Source organism: Phyllobacterium sp. UNC302MFCol5.2 (assembly GCF_000686005.1).
Classification (GTDB): Bacteria; Pseudomonadota; Alphaproteobacteria; order Rhizobiales; family Rhizobiaceae; genus Phyllobacterium; species Phyllobacterium pellucidum.
Map to the genome: position 1 here is coordinate 1 of NZ_JMLL01000003.1, position 21,531 is coordinate 21,531.

General features: G+C 59.6%; 20 protein-coding genes. 5 read left to right on the top strand and 15 right to left on the bottom strand.

Going from position 1 to position 21,531, the window contains the following annotated elements; all coding sequences use genetic code 11:
• Positions 1-679: 679 nt before the first annotated feature.
• Positions 680-2,632 (top strand): M23 family metallopeptidase, encoded by a 1,953-nt coding sequence (locus BR48_RS0101185; protein WP_027229655.1) that lies wholly within the window; start codon positions 680-682, stop codon positions 2,630-2,632.
• Positions 2,633-2,640: 8 nt separating this feature from the next.
• On the opposite strand, the gene BR48_RS0101190 is transcribed toward BR48_RS0101185, so the two are convergent.
• The 7 genes from BR48_RS0101190 to BR48_RS0101225 all read right to left on the bottom strand — a co-directional run bounded on the left by BR48_RS0101190 (position 2,641) and on the right by BR48_RS0101225 (position 13,837).
• Positions 2,641-4,014 (bottom strand): L,D-transpeptidase, encoded by a 1,374-nt coding sequence (locus tag BR48_RS0101190; RefSeq protein WP_197030316.1) that lies wholly within the window; start codon positions 4,012-4,014, stop codon positions 2,641-2,643.
• 214 nt (positions 4,015-4,228) lie between these two features.
• Entirely contained in the window at positions 4,229-6,841 is a 2,613-nt protein-coding gene (clpB, locus tag BR48_RS0101195) for an ATP-dependent chaperone ClpB (protein ID WP_027229657.1), read from the bottom strand.
• Positions 6,842-7,272: 431 nt separating this feature from the next.
• The gene (locus BR48_RS23440) at positions 7,273-7,953 is read right to left on the bottom strand and encodes a DUF4167 domain-containing protein (protein WP_081815716.1); all 681 of its coding nucleotides are present in this window, start codon (positions 7,951-7,953) and stop codon (positions 7,273-7,275) included.
• A gap of 295 nt (positions 7,954-8,248) precedes the next feature.
• Positions 8,249-9,112: a peptide chain release factor N(5)-glutamine methyltransferase gene (prmC, locus tag BR48_RS0101210; RefSeq protein ID WP_027229658.1), complete on the bottom strand. Its 864-nt coding sequence runs from the start codon at positions 9,110-9,112 to the stop codon at positions 8,249-8,251.
• Entirely contained in the window at positions 9,109-10,188 is a 1,080-nt protein-coding gene (gene prfA / locus BR48_RS0101215; RefSeq protein WP_027229659.1) for a peptide chain release factor 1, read from the bottom strand. The genes prmC and prfA overlap by 4 nt, the downstream gene beginning before the upstream one ends.
• Positions 10,189-10,197: 9 nt before the next feature.
• On the bottom strand, positions 10,198-12,492 hold the full coding sequence (ptsP, locus tag BR48_RS0101220) for a phosphoenolpyruvate--protein phosphotransferase (RefSeq protein ID WP_036813038.1): 2,295 nt from the start codon (positions 12,490-12,492) through the stop codon (positions 10,198-10,200).
• A 91-nt stretch (positions 12,493-12,583) separates the two neighbouring features.
• Entirely contained in the window at positions 12,584-13,837 is a 1,254-nt protein-coding gene (locus BR48_RS0101225) for an aspartate kinase (protein ID WP_027229661.1), read from the bottom strand.
• Positions 13,838-14,060: 223 nt separating this feature from the next.
• Between BR48_RS0101225 and BR48_RS0101230 the strand changes: the two genes are divergently transcribed.
• The 3 genes from BR48_RS0101230 (at position 14,061) to ubiG (ending at position 15,594) form a co-directional block, all read left to right on the top strand.
• The gene (locus BR48_RS0101230; RefSeq protein WP_027229662.1) at positions 14,061-14,330 is read left to right on the top strand and encodes an AbrB/MazE/SpoVT family DNA-binding domain-containing protein; all 270 of its coding nucleotides are present in this window, start codon (positions 14,061-14,063) and stop codon (positions 14,328-14,330) included.
• Between the two features lie 38 nt (positions 14,331-14,368).
• Entirely contained in the window at positions 14,369-14,782 is a 414-nt protein-coding gene (locus tag BR48_RS0101235) for a type II toxin-antitoxin system VapC family toxin (RefSeq protein ID WP_027229663.1), read from the top strand.
• Positions 14,783-14,850: 68 nt separating this feature from the next.
• Complete coding sequence (ubiG, locus tag BR48_RS0101240) at positions 14,851-15,594, top strand: bifunctional 2-polyprenyl-6-hydroxyphenol methylase/3-demethylubiquinol 3-O-methyltransferase UbiG (protein ID WP_027229664.1); 744 nt, start codon at positions 14,851-14,853, stop codon at positions 15,592-15,594.
• Here the strand turns inward: ubiG and BR48_RS0101245 are convergent.
• The 5 genes from BR48_RS0101245 to BR48_RS0101265 all read right to left on the bottom strand — a co-directional run bounded on the left by BR48_RS0101245 (position 15,581) and on the right by BR48_RS0101265 (position 18,969).
• The gene (locus tag BR48_RS0101245) at positions 15,581-16,495 is read right to left on the bottom strand and encodes a DMT family transporter (protein WP_027229665.1); all 915 of its coding nucleotides are present in this window, start codon (positions 16,493-16,495) and stop codon (positions 15,581-15,583) included. The genes ubiG and BR48_RS0101245 overlap by 14 nt on opposite strands.
• A 60-nt stretch (positions 16,496-16,555) precedes the next feature.
• Positions 16,556-16,969, bottom strand: coding sequence for a DUF1178 family protein (locus BR48_RS0101250; protein ID WP_027229666.1), 414 nt, complete (start codon positions 16,967-16,969; stop codon positions 16,556-16,558).
• Positions 16,966-17,832: a carbon-nitrogen hydrolase family protein gene (locus BR48_RS0101255; protein ID WP_027229667.1), complete on the bottom strand. Its 867-nt coding sequence runs from the start codon at positions 17,830-17,832 to the stop codon at positions 16,966-16,968. Before BR48_RS0101255 ends, BR48_RS0101250 begins: the two co-directional genes overlap by 4 nt.
• A 10-nt stretch (positions 17,833-17,842) precedes the next feature.
• Complete coding sequence (gene grxC / locus BR48_RS0101260; protein WP_027229668.1) at positions 17,843-18,112, bottom strand: glutaredoxin 3; 270 nt, start codon at positions 18,110-18,112, stop codon at positions 17,843-17,845.
• A gap of 77 nt (positions 18,113-18,189) precedes the next feature.
• On the bottom strand, positions 18,190-18,969 hold the full coding sequence (locus BR48_RS0101265) for a ComF family protein (protein ID WP_027229669.1): 780 nt from the start codon (positions 18,967-18,969) through the stop codon (positions 18,190-18,192).
• A 62-nt stretch (positions 18,970-19,031) separates the two neighbouring features.
• On the opposite strand from BR48_RS0101265, the gene BR48_RS0101270 reads away from it, so the two are divergent.
• Positions 19,032-19,922 carry a methyltransferase domain-containing protein gene (locus tag BR48_RS0101270; RefSeq protein ID WP_027229670.1) on the top strand — a complete coding sequence of 297 codons (891 nt, stop codon included), beginning with the start codon at positions 19,032-19,034 and terminating at the stop codon, positions 19,920-19,922.
• A gap of 3 nt (positions 19,923-19,925) precedes the next feature.
• Here the strand turns inward: BR48_RS0101270 and BR48_RS0101275 are convergent, their stop codons facing one another.
• From BR48_RS0101275 to BR48_RS0101285, 3 genes are all read right to left on the bottom strand, one after another.
• The gene (locus tag BR48_RS0101275; RefSeq protein WP_343051230.1) at positions 19,926-20,270 is read right to left on the bottom strand and encodes a hypothetical protein; all 345 of its coding nucleotides are present in this window, start codon (positions 20,268-20,270) and stop codon (positions 19,926-19,928) included.
• An 80-nt stretch (positions 20,271-20,350) separates the two neighbouring features.
• Entirely contained in the window at positions 20,351-20,767 is a 417-nt protein-coding gene (locus tag BR48_RS0101280) for a (deoxy)nucleoside triphosphate pyrophosphohydrolase (protein WP_027229672.1), read from the bottom strand.
• Entirely contained in the window at positions 20,760-21,515 is a 756-nt protein-coding gene (locus BR48_RS0101285; protein ID WP_027229673.1) for a GNAT family N-acetyltransferase, read from the bottom strand. Before BR48_RS0101285 ends, BR48_RS0101280 begins: the two co-directional genes overlap by 8 nt.
• Between the last annotated feature and the right edge of the window lie 16 nt (positions 21,516-21,531).

Consider the following 21,531-nt stretch of genomic DNA (forward strand, 5'->3'; position numbering starts at 1 on the left):
GTCCGCCAAAGTATCTGTTGAACTTCTTTCGAAGTTCCGCAGGACCCTGCCGCCCACGTTTCTCTTTCTTCCATATGAAATTGTCAAAGAACCGACCATGGCATAAACCACCGTCAATAAACCGGCTTCAACCGGCACGAATTCAACCCTCCGGCCAAACCCGAAGGAATGTCACTTCCGCAACAATCCCTTAAACCTTGCCAAGGACCGCTTGCATCAACACGTCAGTCTCGCAACCAACCATCCTGCAAACCTTAGGGCGCATTCAGCAACCGCCAGCGGCGCCCCGCCCTCGTTGTGCCGGTATATAGACCCCACCCAACAAAACTGTCAACACCGATTTTGAAGAATTTATGAAAAATATGACGGTTCGAATTTGCCGCCCTGCCCAAGCCTTGCAATGGCTGCGAAATCCCGGCCCGGCAAATCCAAATGTGATGGCCTTGGCCACAAACATGCCCCAATCGCGACCTAGCGCTCGCGCCGATGTGCGGGGGCTTTTTTAAAACACCCCGCGATCGAATGAGCGATGCGCACATCCGTTTCGGCGGCCTGCGTTGACATAGTGAAGTCCCGGGGGCAAAACTGCGGCCTCGTTGATTTCATGCCAGGGCAAACCTGGCCGGCAAACGCGCCGGGAACCTGCATTCACAACGGCGACGGGATCACACTTTAAAGTATGAGCGAGTACGAGGGGCACTCATCGATCGATCCGGGCAATGAGCCGCCGCTTATCACGGACGGACGCCGCGGGCCGCCTGACCGTCGCGAAATCTCGGCGCGCTGGCTCGCCGGCACGTTCCTCACCGGCATTACCTCGAGCATGCTGATGGGCGTTGCCCTGTTTGCGGCGCTCGACGGCCGCGAACAACTCGCAACACCGCCGGAATTGATCGGTCGCAATGCCATGCCCGCCCCGGCCGACGCCAGCGGCGTGACCAAGGGTTCGCGCGTCGTCGCAACCACCCCCATACAGAAGAACCGGGATCGGCGCCGCCTTGACGTTTCGACCATGTTCAAGGATGGCGAGCGCGATGTCGTTCGCTCCATGCCGTTCGAGTTCGTGCATATTGAACTCGCAGACGTGCACAATACCAATCGCCGTTATCCAAACTTCAATCCGCTCGACGTCTTTGCCGAAGCGAATGAGGATACGGACCCCACGCCGAAGACCGGTCAGATTTACGGCGCCAAGGTCGAGAGCGAAGTCAGCCTGCGCACCGTCGATTTCCCGCTGACCACGGCACAATATGATCCTGCGGACGATCTCAGCGTCGACGAAGTTGAAGAAGTCGTCCGCAACACCGGTTCGCTTTTGACCGATGGCGCCATTCAGGTTGCTTCGCTGCATTATGTCGATCCGCTGCGTTTCGGTACGGATGACGACCCCTACAATTTGCGCAGCCCCCTCGCGGTCAAGATCATCCAGGAGAATGTGAGTGTTGCGCCACGACTGCCCGAGGATGCAGCGAGCACCGGATATTCGGAAGCGCTGATCCCGTTCCGCAGCGATAAGGAAATTACCGCCGCCCTCGCGGACGCCGGTTATGAGAGCGACGATGCGACCGGCATGTCCGGGGCGATCAGCAAGCTCTTGAACTCCCCGCGCCTCAAGAGCGGCAGTGTTCTACGCCTCGGCATTGAATCGCGCGACGATCTCGACCGCATCGTGCGCGCCAGTGTCTACAATGGCAGCACGCATATTCTGACGATCGCGCTCAACGACAAGGAACAATATGTCCCCGCCGACGAGCCGGAAATGACGCCCGGCCTGCAGGTGGCGTTCGATGACAGTCCCGCCGGATCGCGGCGCGCCGAAGACCTGCCGACCGTCTATGACGGTATTTACAGGGCCGGAATCGCCTATGGCATGACCGATCCGATGATCAAGCAATTGATCCGCATGCTGGCTTCCGATGTCGACTTTCAGTCGCAGCTGAGCCCCACGGACGAGCTTGAAGCGCTGTTTTCGCTGCCGGCGGGCTCCGACAAGGCCGGGGACGAATCGGAGATTCTCTATGTCGCCGCGAACTTCGGCGGCGACCTCAAGAAGTTCTATCGGTTCCACGGCGAGGACGGCACGACTGACTATTACGACGAGAACGGCAAGAGTTCCAAGCAGTTCCTCCTGCGCAAGCCAGTGCCCAACGGTACTTTCCGCTCGCCGTTCGGCATGCGCCGCCACCCGATCCTCGGCTATTCGCGCATGCATACCGGCGTCGACTGGTCGGCGCCCCGCGGCACGCCCATCGTCGCGGCCGGCAATGGCGTCGTCGAGCGCGCCGGCTGGACCAATGGCTACGGCATCCAGACCCTCATCCGTCATTCCAATGGTTACGAGAGCAGCTATTCGCACCAGAATGCCGTGGCCAGCGGCGTGGTTGCGGGCGCGCGTGTGCGCCAGGGACAGGTCATCGGTTATCTTGGATCAACCGGCCTATCGACCGGGCCGCATCTCCACTACGAGGTGATCGTCAACGGCTCGAAAGTCGATCCGATGCGTATTCGCCTGCCGAGCGGCGGCGAACTGCAGGGCAATGATCTCGTTGCCTTCCAGCGCGAGCGCGAACGGATCGACCAGTTGCTTCAGGACGAAAATTCCGACGCCACCAAGGTTGCGGCGAGCGGATAAGTACCGCTCTATTCCTGGAACTCTACCGTCACGCCCTTCTGAACCATCTTGGAAAGCTCCGTTGCGTCCCAATTGGTCAGGCGCACGCAGCCATGGCTGTTGGTCTTGCCGATCTTCGACGGTTCAGGCGTGCCGTGAATGCCATAGGTCGGCTTCGACAGCGCAATCCACACCGTGCCCACCGGGCCGTTCGGGCCGGGCGGAATCGTCAGGACCTTGTCGTTCTCACCCTGCTTGAAGTTGAGCTTCGGATTATAAGTGTAGTTCGGATTGAGCGCGATACGCTCGACCTGGACCGTGCCCGAAGGCGATGGCGTATCGGTCGACCCGATCGTCGCGGGATAGGCGACGATGAGCCGGCCCTCGGCATTATAGCCGCGCACCTGCTTGCGGCCCTTGTCGGCGATGATCCGCGTTACCGCGCCGCCGGCATTCTGGCCGGGATTGGCCACCTGGATGGAAACGCCAGGCGTGTTGAAATTGATGCCCGGATTGATCTCCTTGAGATAAGTCTCATCCATATGGAAGCGTTCGGCCAACATCTCTGTGACCGAAGTGAACGCCATGCGCTCGAGTTGCGCCTTGTGGCCGTAATCTTCCGGAATGGAGGCGACGAACGGATAGGCCGCGTCCTCGGAGGTGATCGTATAGGACACGAAAGCGGGTCCGCCGGTTTGTTCGAGTGAGGCGTTGATCCCGTCATCGTTGAGCGGATCGAATTGCTGGCCGGTCATTTCCTCGAATGCCGCGACAGCCTTGTCGACATTGCCGCCCTTGTGGCCATCGATCACGCCGGGTGACACGCCGATCCGATCGAGCAGGACCTGGATTGCGGCGATCTTTGCCTTCGCGCCCTGCCCCTTCGGTAATTCTACTGTCGGCGCGGGATTTGGATGAGCGGGTATCTGCTCCTGCTGCGGCGTATCGTAGAACGCGTCGTTTTGCGAGTCCGGTGGATTGAAATTCGGATCCGCCGGATTGAGATCGGCCTCGCCGCCTGTGGGCGGCAGCGGCTGCCGGTCGACGCTGCCATAGTCGCGCTCGGACGGGAGCGCCGATTGCTGTTCATAGCGATCATTGCCCGGTCCTGCATACGGATCATTCGGGATGGCGCCGGTGTCGTAGGGATCCTGGGGCGCGTCAGGGAAGTAATCCGCACCCTGATCGTTGCGCGGCTCTTCTACCGAAACGACACGGCCGCGGCGATCAACCGTAACCCTGCGGCCATATTCATCATAGTAGGAACGATAGGCCTCCCGGCGCGGGCGACGCTCGCCTTCGAACCATTGCGCCAAAGTGTATGGCGTGTCGGCATTGGCGGCAGGCGCAATCATTCCGGCCGCGCTCGACGTCGCCGGGGCGGTGACGCCCGCTGAAGCCATGAGCAACAATCCGAGTAATGAATGATGATAAGAGGCCATGCCATAAGATTCCGGTTATTGCCGATAACGCGACATTAATCATAAATGACCGAACTTCCTGTCATTATGGTTAATGCCTTCGCGCTTTTATCGTTGCATTTATGAGATGAACGAGACGTGAAAATGGCCGCGCTGTGGCGGCCATCTTCTTTCTTTCAGTGTTGCGAAATCGCAATCATGCAGCTTCGCTCTTGTCGCGCTCCGGCGCGGATTTGACCGACTTGAAATTCAGCCGATCCGAGCCCGCTGTGATCTTCACCGTAGAGCCGTCCAGAATATCGCCGAGCAGGATTTTCTCTGCCAGCGGATCCTGCACCTCTTTCTGGATGACACGCTTCAGCGGTCGCGCGCCATAGGCCGGATCGTAACCCTTCTCGGCAAGCCAGTCGGTTGCTTCGCTGTCAAGCTTGATCGTGATCTTGCGATCGGTAAGCAGCTTCTGCAAATGCTCCATCTGGATCGCGACGATCTTGCCCATATCCTTGCGCTTCAGACGATGGAACAGGATGATTTCATCGACACGATTGAGGAACTCCGGCCGGAACGCCGACTTGACGACGCTCATGACCTCGTCACGCGCCACGTCGACGTCCTGGTCTTCGCCCAGCGCAGTCAGATATTCGGCCCCGAGGTTCGACGTCATGATGATCAGCGTATTGCGGAAATCAACCGTTCGTCCCTGCCCATCGGTGAGGCGCCCATCGTCGAGCACCTGCAGCAACACGTTGAACACATCCGGATGCGCCTTCTCGATTTCGTCGAAAAGGATCACCTGATAGGGCCGCCGCCGCACCGCTTCCGTCAGTGCGCCGCCTTCCTCGTAACCGACATAGCCGGGAGGAGCGCCGATCAAACGCGAGACCGAATGCTTCTCCATATATTCGGACATGTCGAGGCGAACCATCGCCGTCTCGTCCGAGAACAGGAATGCCGCAAGCGCCTTGGTCAGCTCGGTCTTGCCGACGCCTGTTGGTCCGAGGAAGATGAACGAGCCAATCGGCCGGTTCGGATCCTGCAGACCGGCACGCGCCCGGCGGATTGCTTTCGACACGGCCTGGACTGCCTCACCCTGGCCGACGACGCGCTTGGCAAGCTCGTCTTCCATGCGCAGCAGTTTGTCACGCTCGCCTTCGAGCATCCGATCGACCGGAATGCCGGTCCAGCGCGAAACGACCTGGGCGATGTGATCGGAGGTAACGGTCTCCTCTACCATCGACGTGGCGTTGTCCTGCTGTTCGGCGGTGGCAAGTTCCTTCTCGAGCGCCGGGATTGTGCCATAGGCAAGTTCGCCGGCTCTCTGGTATTCGCCATTGCGCTGGGCAGCGGCGAGCGCATTGCGCGCATCTTCAAGCTGCCGCTTCAGATCCGCCGCATGGCCGAGCTTCTGCTTTTCCGACTGCCAGGTATTGGTCAGCGCGGTCGACTCTTCCTCAAGCTCGGCGAGCTCGTGTTCCAGGCGTTCAAGCCTGTCACGCGAAGCATCGTCCTTCTCTACCTTCAGTGCCTCGCGTTCGATCTTCAGCTGCATGATGCGCCGATCGACCTCATCGAGTTCCTCCGGCTTCGAATCGACCTGCATGCGCAGCCGCGCCGCACTCTCATCGACAAGGTCGATGGCCTTGTCCGGCAGGAAGCGGTCGGTGATGTAGCGGTTCGACAGCGTCGCGGCCGCAACGAGGGCCGAGTCCGAAATGCGTACCTTGTGATGCTGCTCGTACTTCTCCTTGAGGCCGCGCAGGATCGAGATTGTGTCCTCGACCGTCGGCTCGTCGACGAAGACGGGCTGAAAACGACGGGCAAGCGCCGGATCCTTCTCGACATGCTTGCGGTACTCGTCAAGCGTGGTTGCACCGACGCAGTGCAGTTCGCCGCGCGCCAGCGCCGGCTTCAAAAGGTTGGAGGCGTCCATCGCGCCTTCGCTCTTTCCCGCGCCAACGAGCGTGTGCATCTCGTCTATGAAGAGAATGATCTCGCCATTTGCCGAAGTCACTTCCGAAAGGACGGCCTTGAGGCGCTCCTCGAACTCGCCGCGATACTTCGCGCCGGCAATGAGCGCGCCCATGTCGAGCGCCATCAGCTTTTTGTCCTTCAGGGATTCCGGCACATCGCCATTGACGATGCGCAGTGCCAGCCCCTCGGCGATGGCGGTCTTGCCGACGCCGGGCTCGCCGATGAGCACCGGATTGTTCTTCGTGCGCCGTGACAGGACCTGGATCGTTCGGCGGATTTCATCGTCACGACCGATCACCGGGTCGAGCTTGCCCGCCCGCGCGTCGGCGGTAAGGTCGCGCGCATATTTCTTCAAGGCGTCATAGGCATTTTCGGCGGAGGCCGAATCTGCGGTGCGACCCTTGCGGATATCATTGATGACGGCATTGAGCCCAGCAGGCGTCACGCCGGCACGGCTCAGGATTTCGGATGTCTTTGCCGATTTCTCGATGGCCATGGCGGTCAAGAGGCGCTCGACGGTAACAAAACTGTCGCCGGCTTTCTTGGCCACTTCCTCGGCCGTGGCAAAAACCTTGGCCAATGGCTGCGAAAGGTAAAGCTGACCATTGCCGCCCGTTACCTTTGGCATCGCGTCAAGCGCTGCCTGAAGGCCGAGGCGAACCTCTTCGACATTGCCGCCGGCGCGTTCGATCAGCGACGCAGCAAGTCCTTCCTCATCGTCGACGAGAACCTTAAGCAAGTGCTCGGGAGCAAACTGCTGATGATTGGACGAGAGGGCAAATGTCTGCGCAGACTGGATGAAACCCCGAACCCGTTCGGTGTACTTCTCAATATTCATTACTGTCTCCTTTTCCCGGACGACCCTTAAGCGGCATCGTGCGGTGGTCTGGTGACGGGCCCCCTGCGAGAGGCGGACCCATTCGCTCGAGGCAAATATGGGAACCAGTTCCTAGGCTCGCAAGGTCGAGGCGGAAGGATTTATCATGCCAGAAGCAAAGCAAATTATCGATATGAATCATGGCGCATGCCGGCGCGCGCAGAAGAAGCGATGATGGATTTGGGCGACGGGCTCTGATCTGCGGCAAATGGATGGAGTTTGCCGAATAGTCAGGCTTGCGGCGCAATAGCGGGCGCGGATCCTCGGCGAAGCCGGAGATTAGGGCCGACCGGTCGGCACGTGTTGCGAGCGAGTCTATGCGATCTCGCATTCACAAAATGAATAAGCCGCCCGCGAATGAACGCAGGCGGCTTATATCAAGAAAACCGAAATCAGACGTCCGATTCGACCGCGGCCCGGCGCTTCTTCACTTCGGCGACAATTCCTGCCGGCGAAAGATCGTTCGTGGCGTCAGCTGTGCTCGGTGCGTCACTGTTGCCTTCTGCCACACGCGGTTCACGCGGCCGGGCCGGGCGACGACCGCGCGGTGCGCGGCGGGCGGACTTGGCCTCGGCGTTTTCCGCGTCGACAGATGCCTCGGCCTCCACCGGCCGTGCCTCGGGCTGAGGCTGCGGCTGGCGCTGGCTTGCCGTATCATCATCATAGGCGACCTCTGCGGGCGTGCCTTGAATGACCGGCTGCGGTCCGCTGCCATTGATCGGCTGGTGCACGATGCGTTCGACCTCGTTGCCGTTGTCGTCGTCATAGCCCATGTCGTCGTCCTGGTCATCGCGATCGTCGCGCTGGAACTGGACGGGCGCCTGGGCCTGTGCCGCTAGAATGATTCGATTGTAGTGCTCGGCGTGCTGAAGGTAGTTTTCAGCCATTACCCTGTCGCCGCTGCTCTGTGCATCACGTGCCAGAGTCGTATATTTTTCGGCGATGTGCTGAGCATTTCCCCGAATTTTGACGTCGGGTCCGTTGCTTTCGTAATTGCGGGATAGTGGGTTCGGACCTTTTCGGTTGTTGTTACCGCGTCCGCGCATGCGCCTATTCTGCTGTACTGGCCTCATACTTATCTCTTTTCAGAAAATCAGGGGCGCTGTTTTGCTCACCATTTGAGTCAAAAAGCTTCGCTTCTCAAGTGCCGACCTGAAGCGCGCCCCGCGCTTCAATCGCATCCAAAGTTTCATAAAACTTTTGTGCTGCCGCAAAAACCGTCTTCTCCAAAGTTTTCCCGAAGAAAGATCAAACACCCAGAAATTCCCTACCAACTTCTTGATAGGCAGAACCAGTTTTGTTCGGTTTAGAGCGGTATCCGGAAACTATCCGTCTTCGCGGCAAATTCCAAGCCTTTTTTCAAGATTTTTACGCGGCTGTGAACAAAAGTGCCCGTTCATGGCCGCCAATATCCGTCTTTGTGGCCTCCAGCACCAAATCTGAAGCAGCGAAAATCGCTGCAACGTCGGCGCGTTGATCAAAACCGATCTCCACGGCAACCGCTCCACCTTCCCGAAGATACTGGCGGGCCCCGGCGGCGATGATTCGGTATGGTCCAAGACCATCCTCCCCGCCATCGAGCGCCCGGACCGGATCGTGCAATACAACTTCACGTTGCAGGCCTTCGATGTCGGCCGTCCGTATATAGGGTGGGTTGGAGACAATCAGATCGTAGACGCCCGTCACGGTGGAATACCAATCCGAATGCAGGCAGGCAAAGCGCTCCGATACCCTGTTAAGGTGGGCATTCTCGCGCGCCGTATCAAGGGCGCCTGTCGATATGTCGACACCGACGGCCCGCAATTGCTGCAAGTGATTGAGCAACGCCAAGGCAATGGCTCCGGTGCCGGTGCCGAGGTCGAGAAGGTCGGCAACACCTAATTCCTGAATGCGGCGGCGCAGGAACGGCAGCACGAGTTCAACAATCGCTTCGGTATCGGGGCGCGGCTCCAGCGTTTCGCGCGACAGCGCCAGTTCGATATCGAAAAAGGCCCGTTTGCCGATGATCCGATGTACGGATTCGCCGTTCATTCGCCGGTTGAGGACCACTTCCAGCCGCGCATTCGTTTCATAATCCACCTGCCTGCCGGGGTTCCGGATCGTTTCCAGTTGATCGGTTCCGGTGACCCATTCAACCAGAAGGCGAGCATCCAGCGTGGCTGTGTCAATTCCTGCACGCGCAAGACGGTCGCGCGCGTGCTTGTGTGCATCGGCGAGGCGCGCCGTCGTCATAGCCCATCGTTCATCTGGGCGAGCAAGGCCGTCTGGTGATCTGAGATCAAGGCGCCGATCAGTTCGCCGAGATCGCCTTCCATGATGCGGTCGAGTTTATAGAGCGTCAGGTTGATGCGGTGATCCGTCACACGCCCCTGCGGGAAATTGTAGGTGCGGATGCGCTCCGACCGATCGCCGGAACCGACCTGGCTGCGCCGCGCCTCCGAGCGCTCGCTGTCCGCCTTCTGGCGCTGCATGTCAAAAAGCCGCGACCTGAGCACCTGCATGGCGCGCGCGCGGTTCTGGTGCTGGGACTTTTCGGCCTGAACGACGACGATGCCGGACGGGATGTGGGTGATGCGGACGGCCGAATCGGTGGTGTTGACGTGCTGGCCGCCGGAACCGGAGGCGCGCATCGTATCGATGCGGATGTCCTCCTGGCGGATATCGATATCGATTTCCTCGGCTTCGGGCAGAACCGCCACGGTTGCTGCCGAAGTATGAATGCGCCCGCTGGCTTCCGTATCGGGGACACGCTGCACGCGGTGTACACCGGATTCGAACTTGAGCTTGGCAAACACCCCCTTGCCGGAGACCATGGCAATGACTTCCTTGTAACCGCCGGCTTCGCCGTCGCTTGCCGAAATGAGCTCGACGCGCCAGCCATTGGCGGCTGCGTAACGCTCATACATGCGAAAGAGATCGCCAGCAAAAAGCGCTGCTTCCGAACCGCCCGTCCCGGCACGGATTTCGAGGATCGCGTTGCGCTCGTCGGCGACATCCTTCGGCAGGAGCAGGACCTGGATGTCCTTTTCGAGTTCGCCGATCCGCTCGTCGATCTCCGGCAGTTCCGCCTCGGCAAGCTCGCGCATATCCCGATCGGTCGCTGCATCATCGAGCATTGCCTGCAGCCCATCGGCCTCGCTGCGCGCGGCCAGAAGCTCACGGATCTTGGCGACCACGGGCTCGAGCTCGGAATATTCCGATGCGAGCTTCACATAGGTTTCGGAATCGGGATTGCTCGACATCTGCGTTTCCATCATGGAGAAACGCTTCAGCAGCTGATCCATACGATCCTGCGGAATGGACATTATTCAAAACCTCTAGAGTGGAACGCCAGCTCGCTCTGCGTACTTCGTAAGAAAATTGCGCAACGTGCCGGTCTCGCCGTGATTGTCGATCGCGTCCTTGAGCTGGGCGCTAAGTTCGCCAACGTCCAGTGAGCCGAGCATGGCTTTGACAGGACCGATCGCGGCCGGCGACATTGAAATGGAACGATAGCCGAGCCCGATCAACGCCATGGATGACAAGGGCTTGCCCGCCATTTCACCGCAAAGCGTCACACTCGTATTGTTGCGCTCGCCCGCCTCGGCGATCTGGCGCAGCACCCTCAGGAACGGCACCGAGAGATTGTCGAAGCGATTGTTGATGATCGAATTGCCCCGGTCGACCGCCATGACGAACTGGAAGAGGTCGTTGGAGCCGACTGATACGAAATCGACTTCGGCCATCAATTCGTCGAGCTGCCACAGCAGCGACGGCACTTCGACCATGGCTCCGATCTTGACGCGTGTCGGCAGATCATAGGCAAAGCGCGACAGGTGCTGGACCTCGCGGTTGATCAGTTCGCTGGCCTTGCGCACTTCCTGCACTTCCGTGACCATCGGCAGCATCAGGCGCAATTCGCGGCCGCCGGCGGCCTTGAGCAGGGCGCGTACCTGCGTGCGCAGGAGGCCCGGCCGATCGAGCGTGAGGCGCAAGGCCCGCCAGCCCATCGCCGGGTTTTCTTCATTTACGTTGCTGCGGAAGTAGGGGAGCACCTTGTCGCCGCCAATATCGAGCGTACGGAAGGTGACCGGCCGGTCGCCGGCGGCTTCGAGCACGGACCGATAGAGCCGCTCCTGCTGTTCTGCGCGCGGGAAGGTCGATGCAATCATGAACTGGAGCTCGGTCCTGAAGAGGCCAATGCCCGCCGCCCCGGCTTCGGCAAGCTGCGGAAGATCCACCAAAAGGCCGGCATTCATCAACAGCTTGATCGCGATGCCATCCTTGGTAATCGACGGCTTGTCGCGCGATTCGCGATAGAGGGCCTGGCGCTTGGCGCGGAACCGCACCTTCTCCGAATAGGCAGCCTCGAGTTCCGATTGCGGCCGCAGATGCACGCGCCCGTCATCGCCGTCGACGATCACGGCATCGTTGTTTTCCGCCATGGAAACGACGCCCTTGACCTGGCCCGCTACCGGAATGCCCATGGCGCGCGCCACGATGACCACGTGGCTGGTCGCCGCCCCGTCTTCGAGCACAAGTCCCCGCAGGCGTTCGCGCGGATAGTCGAGAAGCTCGGCAGCGCCCATCGAGCGGGCGATTATGATCGCGTCCTTCGCCAGCGTTCCAGCCATGGTCTTGACATCGCGCCCCATCAGCTGGCGCAGCAGCCGATTGGCAAGGTCGTCGAAATCGCTCAGCCGCTCGCGCATATAGGGGTCGGTCAGATGCATCATGCGGGCGCGCGTATCGCTCTGCACCTTCTCGACTGCGGCTTCCGCAGTCAGGCCGTTGCGGATCGCCTCCTCAAGGCGCCGCACCCAGCCGGTATCGTGAGCAAACATGCGATAGGCCTCAAGCACCTCCCGGTGCTCGCCTTCGAACGCCACGTCACGCCGCGACAGCATGTCGTCGATGGAAATACGCAAGGACCCAAGCGAGCTCTCGAGCCTGTCGATTTCGGCATTGATGTCTTCGTTGAAGAGGTTGGTTACGACGATGCGCGGCTCGTGCAGCACGACGTGCCCGAGACCAACCCCATCGTTGAACGCGCTGCCGCTGAAGCTCATCGGCTTGCCAAGGTCGAGTTCGACACCGGGCCGTGCGATGCGGGGGATATCGCCGGCCGCAACCATTTCGGCAAGCACCATGGCCGTGGTCTCGAGCGCCTCGACCTCATCCTCGCGGTAGACGCGCTTGGTGCGGTTCTGAACGACGAGAACGCCGAGCGTGCGCCCTGCCCTCAAGATGGGCACGCCGAGGAAGGAGTTATAAATTTCTTCGCCCGTTTCCGGCAGATACGCGAAGGCCGGATGGGCTTGCGCATCGGTCAGGTTGAGCGGGCGAGCGCTTGCGGCAATCGTGCCGACGAGACCCTGACCAAGGCGCAGCTGCGCCAGGTGGACGGCCGAAGGATTGAGACCTTCGGTTGCGTATAGTTCGAGAACCCCATCGGAGCGCAGCACGTAGAACGAGCACACTTCCGCGACCATGTTCTGCGCAATTTCGCGAACAATGCGGTCGAGCCTCTCCTGCGGCTCAAGAGCCTCCGCCATCAGTTCGCGGAGGCGCTTCAGCATCACACGAGGGCCACTTATCGGGTCGCGTGTAGGCACCGGATGCCTTTCTCCCATTGTCAATTATGGCAAGGCCGCCGGGACCTCACCAAATCAGTCGATCCATCATGTCAGTCGGCACGAACGCCGACAAACAGAATCTCGCTCGTTAATGCTTATCGAGACCGTACACAGAATGCAAAGTGCGTACGGCGAGTTCCGCGTATGGTCCATCGATCAGGATCGAGATCTTGATCTCGGAAGTCGTGATGGCGCGGATGTTGATTCCCTTGTCTGCAAGGGCGCGGAACGCCGTGGCAGCGACGCCCGCATGGCTGCGCATGCCGATGCCGATGACGGAAACCTTGACCATGCCGGCTTCGGACTGAATCACGTCGAAACCGACATCCTGCTTGACCTTCTCGAGAACAACGAGGGCCTTGTCGAGATCGCCGGTCGGGACCGTGAACGTCATGTCGGTCTTCGACCCGTCCTCGGAAATGTTCTGAACGATCATGTCGACATTGATGTGCGCTTCGGCGAGCGGGCCGAAGATGCCGGCGGAAATGCCGGGGCGGTCAGCAACACGCCGCAACGAAATCTGGGCCTCGTCCTTGGCGTAGGCAATTCCTGTGACAACCTGCTGTTCCACGATTTCTTCCTCGTCGCAAATAAGTGTTCCGGGCGGATTGATCAGATCGCCCATGCCCGGTGCATCGGGATCCTCGAAGCTGGATCTGACAAATGTGCGCACTTTGTGCACCATGGCAAGCTCGACCGAACGGACCTGCAGCACCTTGGCGCCGAGCGAGGCCATTTCGAGCATTTCTTCGAAGGAAATGCGCGAAAGCCGCCGCGCCTTGGGTTCGACGCGCGGATCGGTCGTATAGACGCCGTCGACGTCTGTATAGATATCGCAGCGATCGGCCTTAACTGCCGCGGCGATGGCGACGGCGCTGGTATCGGAACCGCCGCGCCCGAGTGTCGCTATGCGGTTGTCCGGGCCGATGCCCTGGAATCCCGCGATCACCGCGACCTGGCCCTCCTGGAAGCGCTCGATCAGAAAGGAGCCGTCGATGTCGACGATGCGGGCCGCACCATGCGCATTGTCGGTCTTGATCGGTATCTGCCAGCCTTGCCAGGAGCGGGCATGGATACCCATTGATTGCAGAGCGATGGCAAGGAGCCCGGACGTTACCTGTTCGCCCGAGGCTACGATGGCGTCATACTCGCGGGCGTCATGCATCGGCGACGTCTGCCTCGTCCAGCCCACGAGCTCGTTGGTCTTTCCGGCCATTGCCGAGACGACGACGGCAACCTCGTGCCCGGCGTCGACCTCGCGTTTGACATGCCTGGCCACATTGCGGATGCGGTCAATATCGGCCACCGAAGTGCCGCCGAATTTCATCACGATGCGTGCCATGGAAATTACCGTTCTGGAAAGGCCTGAAAACTGGGTCGGAAAAGAGTCGTTTGAAATGAACTGGCTCTTTGCCAAATGAATGCGGCCTCCCATAACGAAATTATCCGCCGACTGCAAGAATGCGAACAGATTTGCCGGGGTGAAATCGGGTGTGTGCCGCCCATGTTGAAAATGCCGGCTGATGGGCGTATATACTATTGCATATACTTTGAGAGGCAGAGAGATGACCGAAGTGCGCATTGCCAAGCTTTTTAAGAACGGCGCGAGCCAGGCCGTACGGTTGCCGGCTGATTTTCGCTTCGATGGCGACGAAGTCTACGTTTCCCGTGATGACCGCACGGGAGACGTCATTCTTTCGACGCGGCCAGGAGCTCGTGTCTGGGCCGACTTCTTCGAGTTGAGGAACTCCGTCGAAGTCCCTGATGATTTTATGGGCGAGCGCCCAATGAATGCGTTTCCCGTGGAGCGTAGCTTCTTTGACGAAAACGATTGACTTAACCGATTAGTGATATTTCGAAAGCTAGGCGCTCCATGCTCCATATGTTGGATACAGATATTGCGAGCTACATCATCAAGGGTCACTCGCCGAAAATCGATGAAAAGCTCTCAGAATTGCAGCCTTCCGATGTCTGCGTCTCTGCCATCACGAAAGCGGAGCTGCTTTACGGCCTGAAACGGATACCTGAAAACCATCGTCTTCATGGTGAAATTTCGCGATTTTTCCAGATTGTTCGCGTCCTGGCCTGGGATGCGGTTGCCGCTGAATATTATGCCGGCATTCGTCATCAGCTTGTGTCGACCGGCCAGCCGATTGGCGAACTCGATATGATGATCGCTGCACACTCGATCTCTGTTGGCGCCGTTCTTGTGAGCAACAATACGCGGCACTATCAAAGGATCAGCGGCGGCTTGGCCCTCGCAAACTGGGCTCAATTGGAAGTCTGAGCAAGCATTGCGCCTTGACATTGCCTCCCGGAACAGGCCACTCGAAAACAGTCAAAGAGGATGAGGCCATGGCGACAACCGAGCGCACTACAATCGATGCCGCAGAAGTCGAGCGGTTCTCTCGCATGGCAGCCGAGTGGTGGAACCCGCAGGGCAAGTTCCGCCCGCTGCACAAGTTCAATCCAACCCGCCTTGCCTACATCAAGGAAAAGGTCTGCGGCCATTATGGTATCGACCCTCATACGCCGATGCCGTTTTCCGGCCTGCGCATTCTCGATATCGGCTGCGGCGGCGGACTTCTGTGCGAGCCCATGGCGCGGCTTGGCGCAACGGTTGTCGGCGCCGACGCCGGCGAGACCAATATCGAGGTTGCCAAAATACACGCCGCGCAGAGCGGCCTTGCCATCGATTATCGGGCGACAACGGCAGAAGCGCTGGCGGAGGCCGGCGAACAGTTCGACGTCGTCCTCAATATGGAAGTGGTCGAGCATGTCGCCGATGTCGAACTTTACATGTCGGCCTGCGCGCAGATGGTAAAGCCCGGCGGACTGACCTTCGTTGCCACCATCAACCGGACATTGAAGGCGCTGGGGCTCGCAATATTTGGAGCCGAGTATGTCTTGCGGTGGTTGCCGCGCGGAACCCACCAATATGAAAAGCTCGTCCGCCCGGAAGAACTCGAAGCCGCGCTGCGGCAATCCGGATTGGAAGTCGTCGAGAAGATAGGCGTATCTTACAGTCCGCTCAGCGATAGCTGGAACCGCTCCCGCGATACCGACGTCAACTATATGGTGCTGGCTACGCGGCCTTAGTTGCCACCAGCGCCTTGGCTTCCATGCGCTGGGCCTTCGTCGTCATCAGCACGCCGATTGTGATGATGAGGGCGCCTCCCCAGGTTGCAAGCTGGTAGATTTCGCCGAGAAATAACGTCCCGGCAAGCAGCGCAACTGCCGCGCCCACATAGCCGATCTGGCTGAGATAGACCGGGCCGCCCACCGCCTGCAGCCGAAAGTACAGCGCGAACATGCAGGCAGAAGCCACCACTTGCGCGACAACAAGCCAAGGAATGCCGCGAAGCGGCGCAACCGGAAAGCCGCCCATCAAATATAAAATGATCGGGATTAGGAGCAGCGCCGTCATAAGGTGACTGCCAGCTGCAAGCTCGGTCGGATCGGCGCCTGCCGGCCAGTCGACCGTGCGGTAGACGTTGCCGAGCGCGAGCAGAACCGGAATAAGCAAACCGATGGCAACCCAAAGCGGCTCGGCCGGCTGCCCGACCTGACCGCGGGTGAAGCCGACGATGACGGCGCCGATAAAGCCGACAAAAATGCCGAGGAGGCCGAGTGGACTTGGCCTGCGCAACTTCAACATGACAGAAAACAGCAAGGTGAAGACCGGCGACAGCGTGTACATGATGCCGGTATAGCCGGATCCGAGATGCGGGATGGCCGAAAGCGTCATCAGGTTGGGAACGGCGTAGGAAACGAGCGCGGTGATAACGTAATAGCGCAGCATGTGCGCATTGAGTTGCGGCCGCTTGCCCATGACGAGAAAGGCCGTCAGCAGCACCGTCCCGGCGCCGAGTGAAATGACGAATGCCCAGAGCGACGGCGCAACACCTGCCACGAATGCGAGCTTGCCGAAAGGAAGCGTCAGCCCAAGGAAGGCGCCGGTGAGAACCAGCAGAACGGCAGCGGAGTTCAATAATTGCATGGGGAGAATCACCTCGGTCCGGAGAGGTGAACCTTAGCCATTGGCATCAACGCAGCAAGATCAATTGCGCTCTTCGGGAAAGACCGGAAGCGGCATCACGTCGACACCGTCATCGAGAAGCGACTTGACCTCCTCCTGGGAAGCTTCGCCATAAATGCCGCGCTTTTGCACCTCGCCGAAATGGATCTTGCGCGCCTCTTCGGCAAAGTCACTGCCGACATAATCGGCATTCTCGCGCACCTTTCTGGTCATTTCTTTGAGCTCGCTGACCATCTTGCTCATGGCAACGGCGATCTTCTCCTTCTGACGCCCGGTCGTCACCGATGGCGCCATCAGCGCTTTGCCGATGTTGTACGAGCCGCAAGTCGGGCAGGCTAGCAGTCCCTTCCCCACCTGGGAATCGAAGTCGTCATTGCTGCGGAACCACCCTTCGAATTCATGGTCGTGCTCGCAATGGAGCGAAAACCGGATCATGATGCGACGTCGAGCCTTGTCTTTTCGCCGTCATTTTCGACGATCAATCCGAACGGACGCGCATTCTTGAGGTTCGGTACTTTCGCACGCGCGGCGGCGCTGAGTGCCGGATCGATATCGGCGACAATGATCGCGGGATCGGCGTGGGCAGCCTCTGCGAGAACTTCACCCCAGGGAGCGACGATCAGCGATTGACCGAAGGTCTCGCGCCCGTCTTCATGCACGCCGCCCTGAGCAGCCGAGATCATGAAGGCGCCGTTTTCAATCGCCCGGGCCCGTTGCAGCACATGCCAGTGCGCCTCACCGGTCTGCCGGGTGAAGGCGGCCGGAGCCGATATAACCGAGGCACCGGCAAGCGCCTGAGCGCGGAAAAGCTGCGGGAAACGCACGTCGTAGCAGATGGCAAGCCCGAGGCGAGCAAACGGCAGATCGATTACGACGGTATCAGCGCCGGGCGCATACACAGCGGATTCGCGCCAGCTCTCACCATTGTCGAGGTCAACGTCGAACATGTGGATCTTGTCGTAGCGCGTCAGCATCTTGCCGTCTGGACCGAATACGAATGCGCGGTTGGCAATCTTGCCGTCATCACGGGCGATCGCCGTCGACCCGATGTGAAGATGGATGCCATGTTTCGCGGCAAGCGCCGAAGCCGTTCGCACGATGACATCGTCTGCTTCGCCCTTGAGCACGCTTGCCAGCGTCTTGCGGTCCCGCTGCAACGCGCCGGTCATTTCCGGCGTCTGCACGTAGACAGCGCCTTTGCCAGCCGCATCCGCCACATATTCGGCAAGGTCAGCGGCATTGCGTTCTGGATCGACGCCGGAGCGCATCTGGATGGCGGCTGCACGAAATGACGTCATTGGATCATCCTCAAGCGAGTTCGCCGGTCTTCAACAGCGTGTCGAGCCGGCCCTGGTTTTCAAGCGCATAGAGATCATCGCATCCGCCGACATGAGTCTGGCCGATGAAAATTTGCGGGAATGTCGTGCGGCCATTGGCACGCGCCAGCATATCCTGACGCGCCGACGGCTCGAGGCTTGCATTGTGCTCGACGAAGGCGACGCCTTTCTCAGCAAGGAGGCTCTTTGCCGCCGTGCAATAGCCGCAACCATTGCGCGTATAGATTGTTACATCAACCATTCGAATACTCCACATTACTCCCTATATAGGCATGAAAAATCAACGCGGAAAGACCTGAACTTTGCGACATCTCGCCGTCAGATGGGCAATTCTTTTGCCAGCGCACGGCTGAAAGTGAGAACATCGACCCTTGACGCACCCCCGCGCAGCAATGCGCGCGACGCAGCCTTCACGGTAGCCCCGGTTGTATAGACGTCGTCGATGAGAAGCACGCGGCGGCCCCGGACCTTGATTTCTTGTGCCTCCGGCACCTTGAAAGCGCCGCTCATGTTGAGCCTGCGCGCATTCGAGCCGAGACCGACCTGCTGGCGCGTGCGTTTCACACGTTTGAGCGCATCAGGATCGAAGGTCTTGCCGGCAAGACGCGCAACATGCCGGGCGAGTTCAGCCGATTGGTTGAAGCGGCGAAACCAGAAGCGCCGTGCGTGGAGCGGTACCGGCACGATAATATCGCAACCGTCAAGCAGTTCGGTGCCAGCGCGCAGCATCCAGCGAGCCATCCATGGTCCAAGATCGGTTCGGTCATTATATTTCAGCCCCTGCACCATCTCGGCTACAACGCCCTCATGCACGGCTACCGAACGGGCGCGCTCGAAAGGCGGCGGATCGGCGATTGCTTCGGCGGAGAGGATTTCGGCGCCAAGATCGTGGCTGAATGGCGTCCCGAGAACTGGACAGTAGGGCTTCTCGATAAAGCGAACCTTGGCCCAGCATGCACCGCAAAGACTGCCGGGTTCCGCGACAAGCCGCTCGCAGCCCGAACACAACGGCGGAAACAACAGCGTGGCGAACTGGCGTGTCAGCCCTTTCGCAAGCCCATGCGCCGTCTGCTTGAAGGTTTCCGCTCGGGTTTTCATTGCAATTCGTTCCAAGGCGACGCATCTACCCGTTGACTATACATTTATCAGAGAATTTCGGAATGGAACGGCATCAGGTTTTCGATCGGGCATTGTTGCTGACACGGCGCCTGCGGGCGTTGCGCCAGCACGGCACCTCCGCCGATTTTCTGCTCGGGCGGGCAGCCGACGATCTCGAAGAACGTCTTTCGGCTGTCGAGCGCCGCTTCGATGTGGCGGTCGATCTCGCTGGCCATAATGGCCTCGGGGCGCAGGCTCTGCTGCGCTCGGGCAAGGTCGAGAGCATCTTGCGCGTTGAACATGATGCAAGCTTTCTTGATCGGTCGTTTCCCGGGGTTGTCGCCGACGAGGAGGCATTGCCGCTCAAGGCCGGGTCCATAGACCTGATCATATCCCTGCTTTCGCTGCACCTGACCAACGATACGCCCGGCACGCTGCTGCAAATAAGGCGCGCCCTTAAACCAGATGGCCTCTTCCTTGGTGCCATGGCGGGTGAGAACACGCTTGGCGAACTGCGCGAATGCCTGCTCGCGGCCGAGAGTGAAATTTACGGCGGCGCATCCCCGCGCGTCGCGCCGTTTGCGGATGTGCGCGATGTCGGTGCACTGCTGCAGCGGGCCGGCTTCACTTTGCCGGTCACCGATATCGAAACCTACACGGTCCGGTACGATACCGCGTTTCACCTGATGCGCGATTTGCGGGCCATGGGCATGCAGAACGTCCTTCTCGGGCGCTCGCGCAAGCCGATGTCGCGGCGCTTCTTCGCGCGCGTTGCGGAAATCTACGCGGAACGCTTCAGTGACCCGGACGGGCGCATAAGGGCGACAGTCTCGTTTATCTGGATGTCCGGGTGGGCGGCGCATGAGTCGCAGCAAAAGCCGCTGAAACCAGGCTCGGCCAAGGCCAAGCTCGCGGATTTTCTCACCAGCGTCGAAAACCTTGAGAAGAAATAGCGATCAGCAGTCGCCGCTTTGCGAACCGTCGCTTTTTATAATGCAAACCGCATTTGGCGATCGCTGCAATACGCTACGGTGAATCGTATAGGTCTTAGTCGATGGATCGTCTTTCCGGATGGAGCCGGTTGCCATCTCGTCGAGAGACCGGCCAGCGGAATAATCGACGACGGACTGCGAGCCGCGATCGGCCAGCGGCGCTATGATCAGCGCCAGTGCAATGGCAGCCGAACCGAATAGCAAAGTGATGCGCAGCAGCCCGGTACCCGCATTCATTAGCGTACCTGACAGCCGCGGTTCATCCTCGCGATAGTCTTCCTTGCGCGCCATGCCCCACCTGAACTTCATTGCCCCAATTCGGCTAAAAGTCGCTCAATCAGGTGAAGGATTCATTAACACTTGGAAGACTTGGCAATTTACAGTTGTGTTCAAAGGAGATCGATCAGAAACGGGATCAGAGGTATGTCGGCAGGCGGCATTGGATAGTCGCGCATGTCTCTTGCCCTTACCCATTTCAGCGCCTGCCCTTCCATCGGACGGGGAATACCCTCATAGCGGCGGCAGATGAACAGCGGCATCAAGAGGTGAAAAGTCTCATAAGTATGGCTCGCGAAGGTTAGCGGCGCGAGACAGGCCGGCTTGACGGTGATGCCGAGCTCTTCATGCAGTTCGCGAATGAGACTCTCTTCGGGCGTTTCACCCGGATCGACCTTGCCGCCGGGAAACTCCCAGAGCCCCGCGAGCGATTTGCCTTCAGGGCGCTGGGTCAGGAGCACGCGCCCGTCGGCGTCAACAAGGGCGCAGGCCGTAACGAGAAGGATCGGGTGCGACACGCGCTCACTCATGATCGGGCGCCTGCCTGTAGACGTAACGATAGGCTTCCTTGAAACCCAATTGTTCGTAGAGCCCGATCGCGGCGGTATTTTCGACCTCGACCTGCAGCCATGCCTTTTTTGCCCCGTGCTGTTCGGCCCACTTCAGTGCCGAGCGCACGATCGCGCGCCCCAGCCCGGCGCGCCGGCGCTCGGCTGCGGTGCTGATGTTGAACAGGCCAACGAGAGCGCCGTCCTGAACACCGATCGCGGTTGCAACCGGCTCGGCGTTCTCCTCGACGACAAAAAGTCCCTTTGAAGGTTTGATCCCGCTGATCACTTCGAAAAGGCCAGGCTTCACTGAAGGATCATCTCCCTGGACCTTGATCGAAGCATCGATGAACCTGCCGATGTCCTTGAGCGGTATTTGATCGATGGCGTCGCCGACATCGACATGCGCGAGGTCGGCAACCATGACCATCGATTCATCGAAGCGCGCCCAACCTATGCTTTCAAGATAGGTATCGAGCTCCTGTGGCGCCAGCGGCGATAGCCGGAACGTTGGCGGCCTCCCATAGGCGCGAAAGCGCTGCGCTGCGCGCGCGACGCGATTTTCCATATCGGCAACATCCCCGGGATCGAGCGGATTGACCGAATTCAGCCGTTTCGAGGGATGACTCGCGGTAATGCGAATGGCCCAGCTTCCATCGTAATGAACCGAGGACGCTGGCCAAGCCCTGAATCCAACCGCCTCAATCTGTCTGATCTTCGCCAGTTGCATTCGCTATCCTTGTATG

Coding starts and splice junctions, on each gene's coding strand:
- BR48_RS0101185 (WP_027229655.1), top strand. CDS start 680: ATGAGCGAGTACGAGGGGCACTCATCGATCGATCCGGGCAATGAGCCG.
- BR48_RS0101190 (WP_197030316.1), bottom strand. CDS start 4,014: ATGGCTTCAGCGGGCGTCACCGCCCCGGCGACGTCGAGCGCGGCCGGA.
- clpB (WP_027229657.1), bottom strand. CDS start 6,841: ATGAATATTGAGAAGTACACCGAACGGGTTCGGGGTTTCATCCAGTCT.
- BR48_RS23440 (WP_081815716.1), bottom strand. CDS start 7,953: ATGAGGCCAGTACAGCAGAATAGGCGCATGCGCGGACGCGGTAACAAC.
- prmC (WP_027229658.1), bottom strand. CDS start 9,112: ATGACGACGGCGCGCCTCGCCGATGCACACAAGCACGCGCGCGACCGT.
- ptsP (WP_036813038.1), bottom strand. CDS start 12,492: ATGGGAGAAAGGCATCCGGTGCCTACACGCGACCCGATAAGTGGCCCT.
- BR48_RS0101225 (WP_027229661.1), bottom strand. CDS start 13,837: ATGGCACGCATCGTGATGAAATTCGGCGGCACTTCGGTGGCCGATATT.
- BR48_RS0101230 (WP_027229662.1), top strand. CDS start 14,061: ATGACCGAAGTGCGCATTGCCAAGCTTTTTAAGAACGGCGCGAGCCAG.
- BR48_RS0101235 (WP_027229663.1), top strand. CDS start 14,369: ATGCTCCATATGTTGGATACAGATATTGCGAGCTACATCATCAAGGGT.
- ubiG (WP_027229664.1), top strand. CDS start 14,851: ATGGCGACAACCGAGCGCACTACAATCGATGCCGCAGAAGTCGAGCGG.
- BR48_RS0101245 (WP_027229665.1), bottom strand. CDS start 16,495: ATGCAATTATTGAACTCCGCTGCCGTTCTGCTGGTTCTCACCGGCGCC.
- BR48_RS0101250 (WP_027229666.1), bottom strand. CDS start 16,969: ATGATCCGGTTTTCGCTCCATTGCGAGCACGACCATGAATTCGAAGGG.
- BR48_RS0101255 (WP_027229667.1), bottom strand. CDS start 17,832: ATGACGTCATTTCGTGCAGCCGCCATCCAGATGCGCTCCGGCGTCGAT.
- grxC (WP_027229668.1), bottom strand. CDS start 18,112: ATGGTTGATGTAACAATCTATACGCGCAATGGTTGCGGCTATTGCACG.
- BR48_RS0101265 (WP_027229669.1), bottom strand. CDS start 18,969: ATGAAAACCCGAGCGGAAACCTTCAAGCAGACGGCGCATGGGCTTGCG.
- BR48_RS0101270 (WP_027229670.1), top strand. CDS start 19,032: ATGGAACGGCATCAGGTTTTCGATCGGGCATTGTTGCTGACACGGCGC.
- BR48_RS0101275 (WP_343051230.1), bottom strand. CDS start 20,270: ATGAAGTTCAGGTGGGGCATGGCGCGCAAGGAAGACTATCGCGAGGAT.
- BR48_RS0101280 (WP_027229672.1), bottom strand. CDS start 20,767: ATGAGTGAGCGCGTGTCGCACCCGATCCTTCTCGTTACGGCCTGCGCC.
- BR48_RS0101285 (WP_027229673.1), bottom strand. CDS start 21,515: ATGCAACTGGCGAAGATCAGACAGATTGAGGCGGTTGGATTCAGGGCT.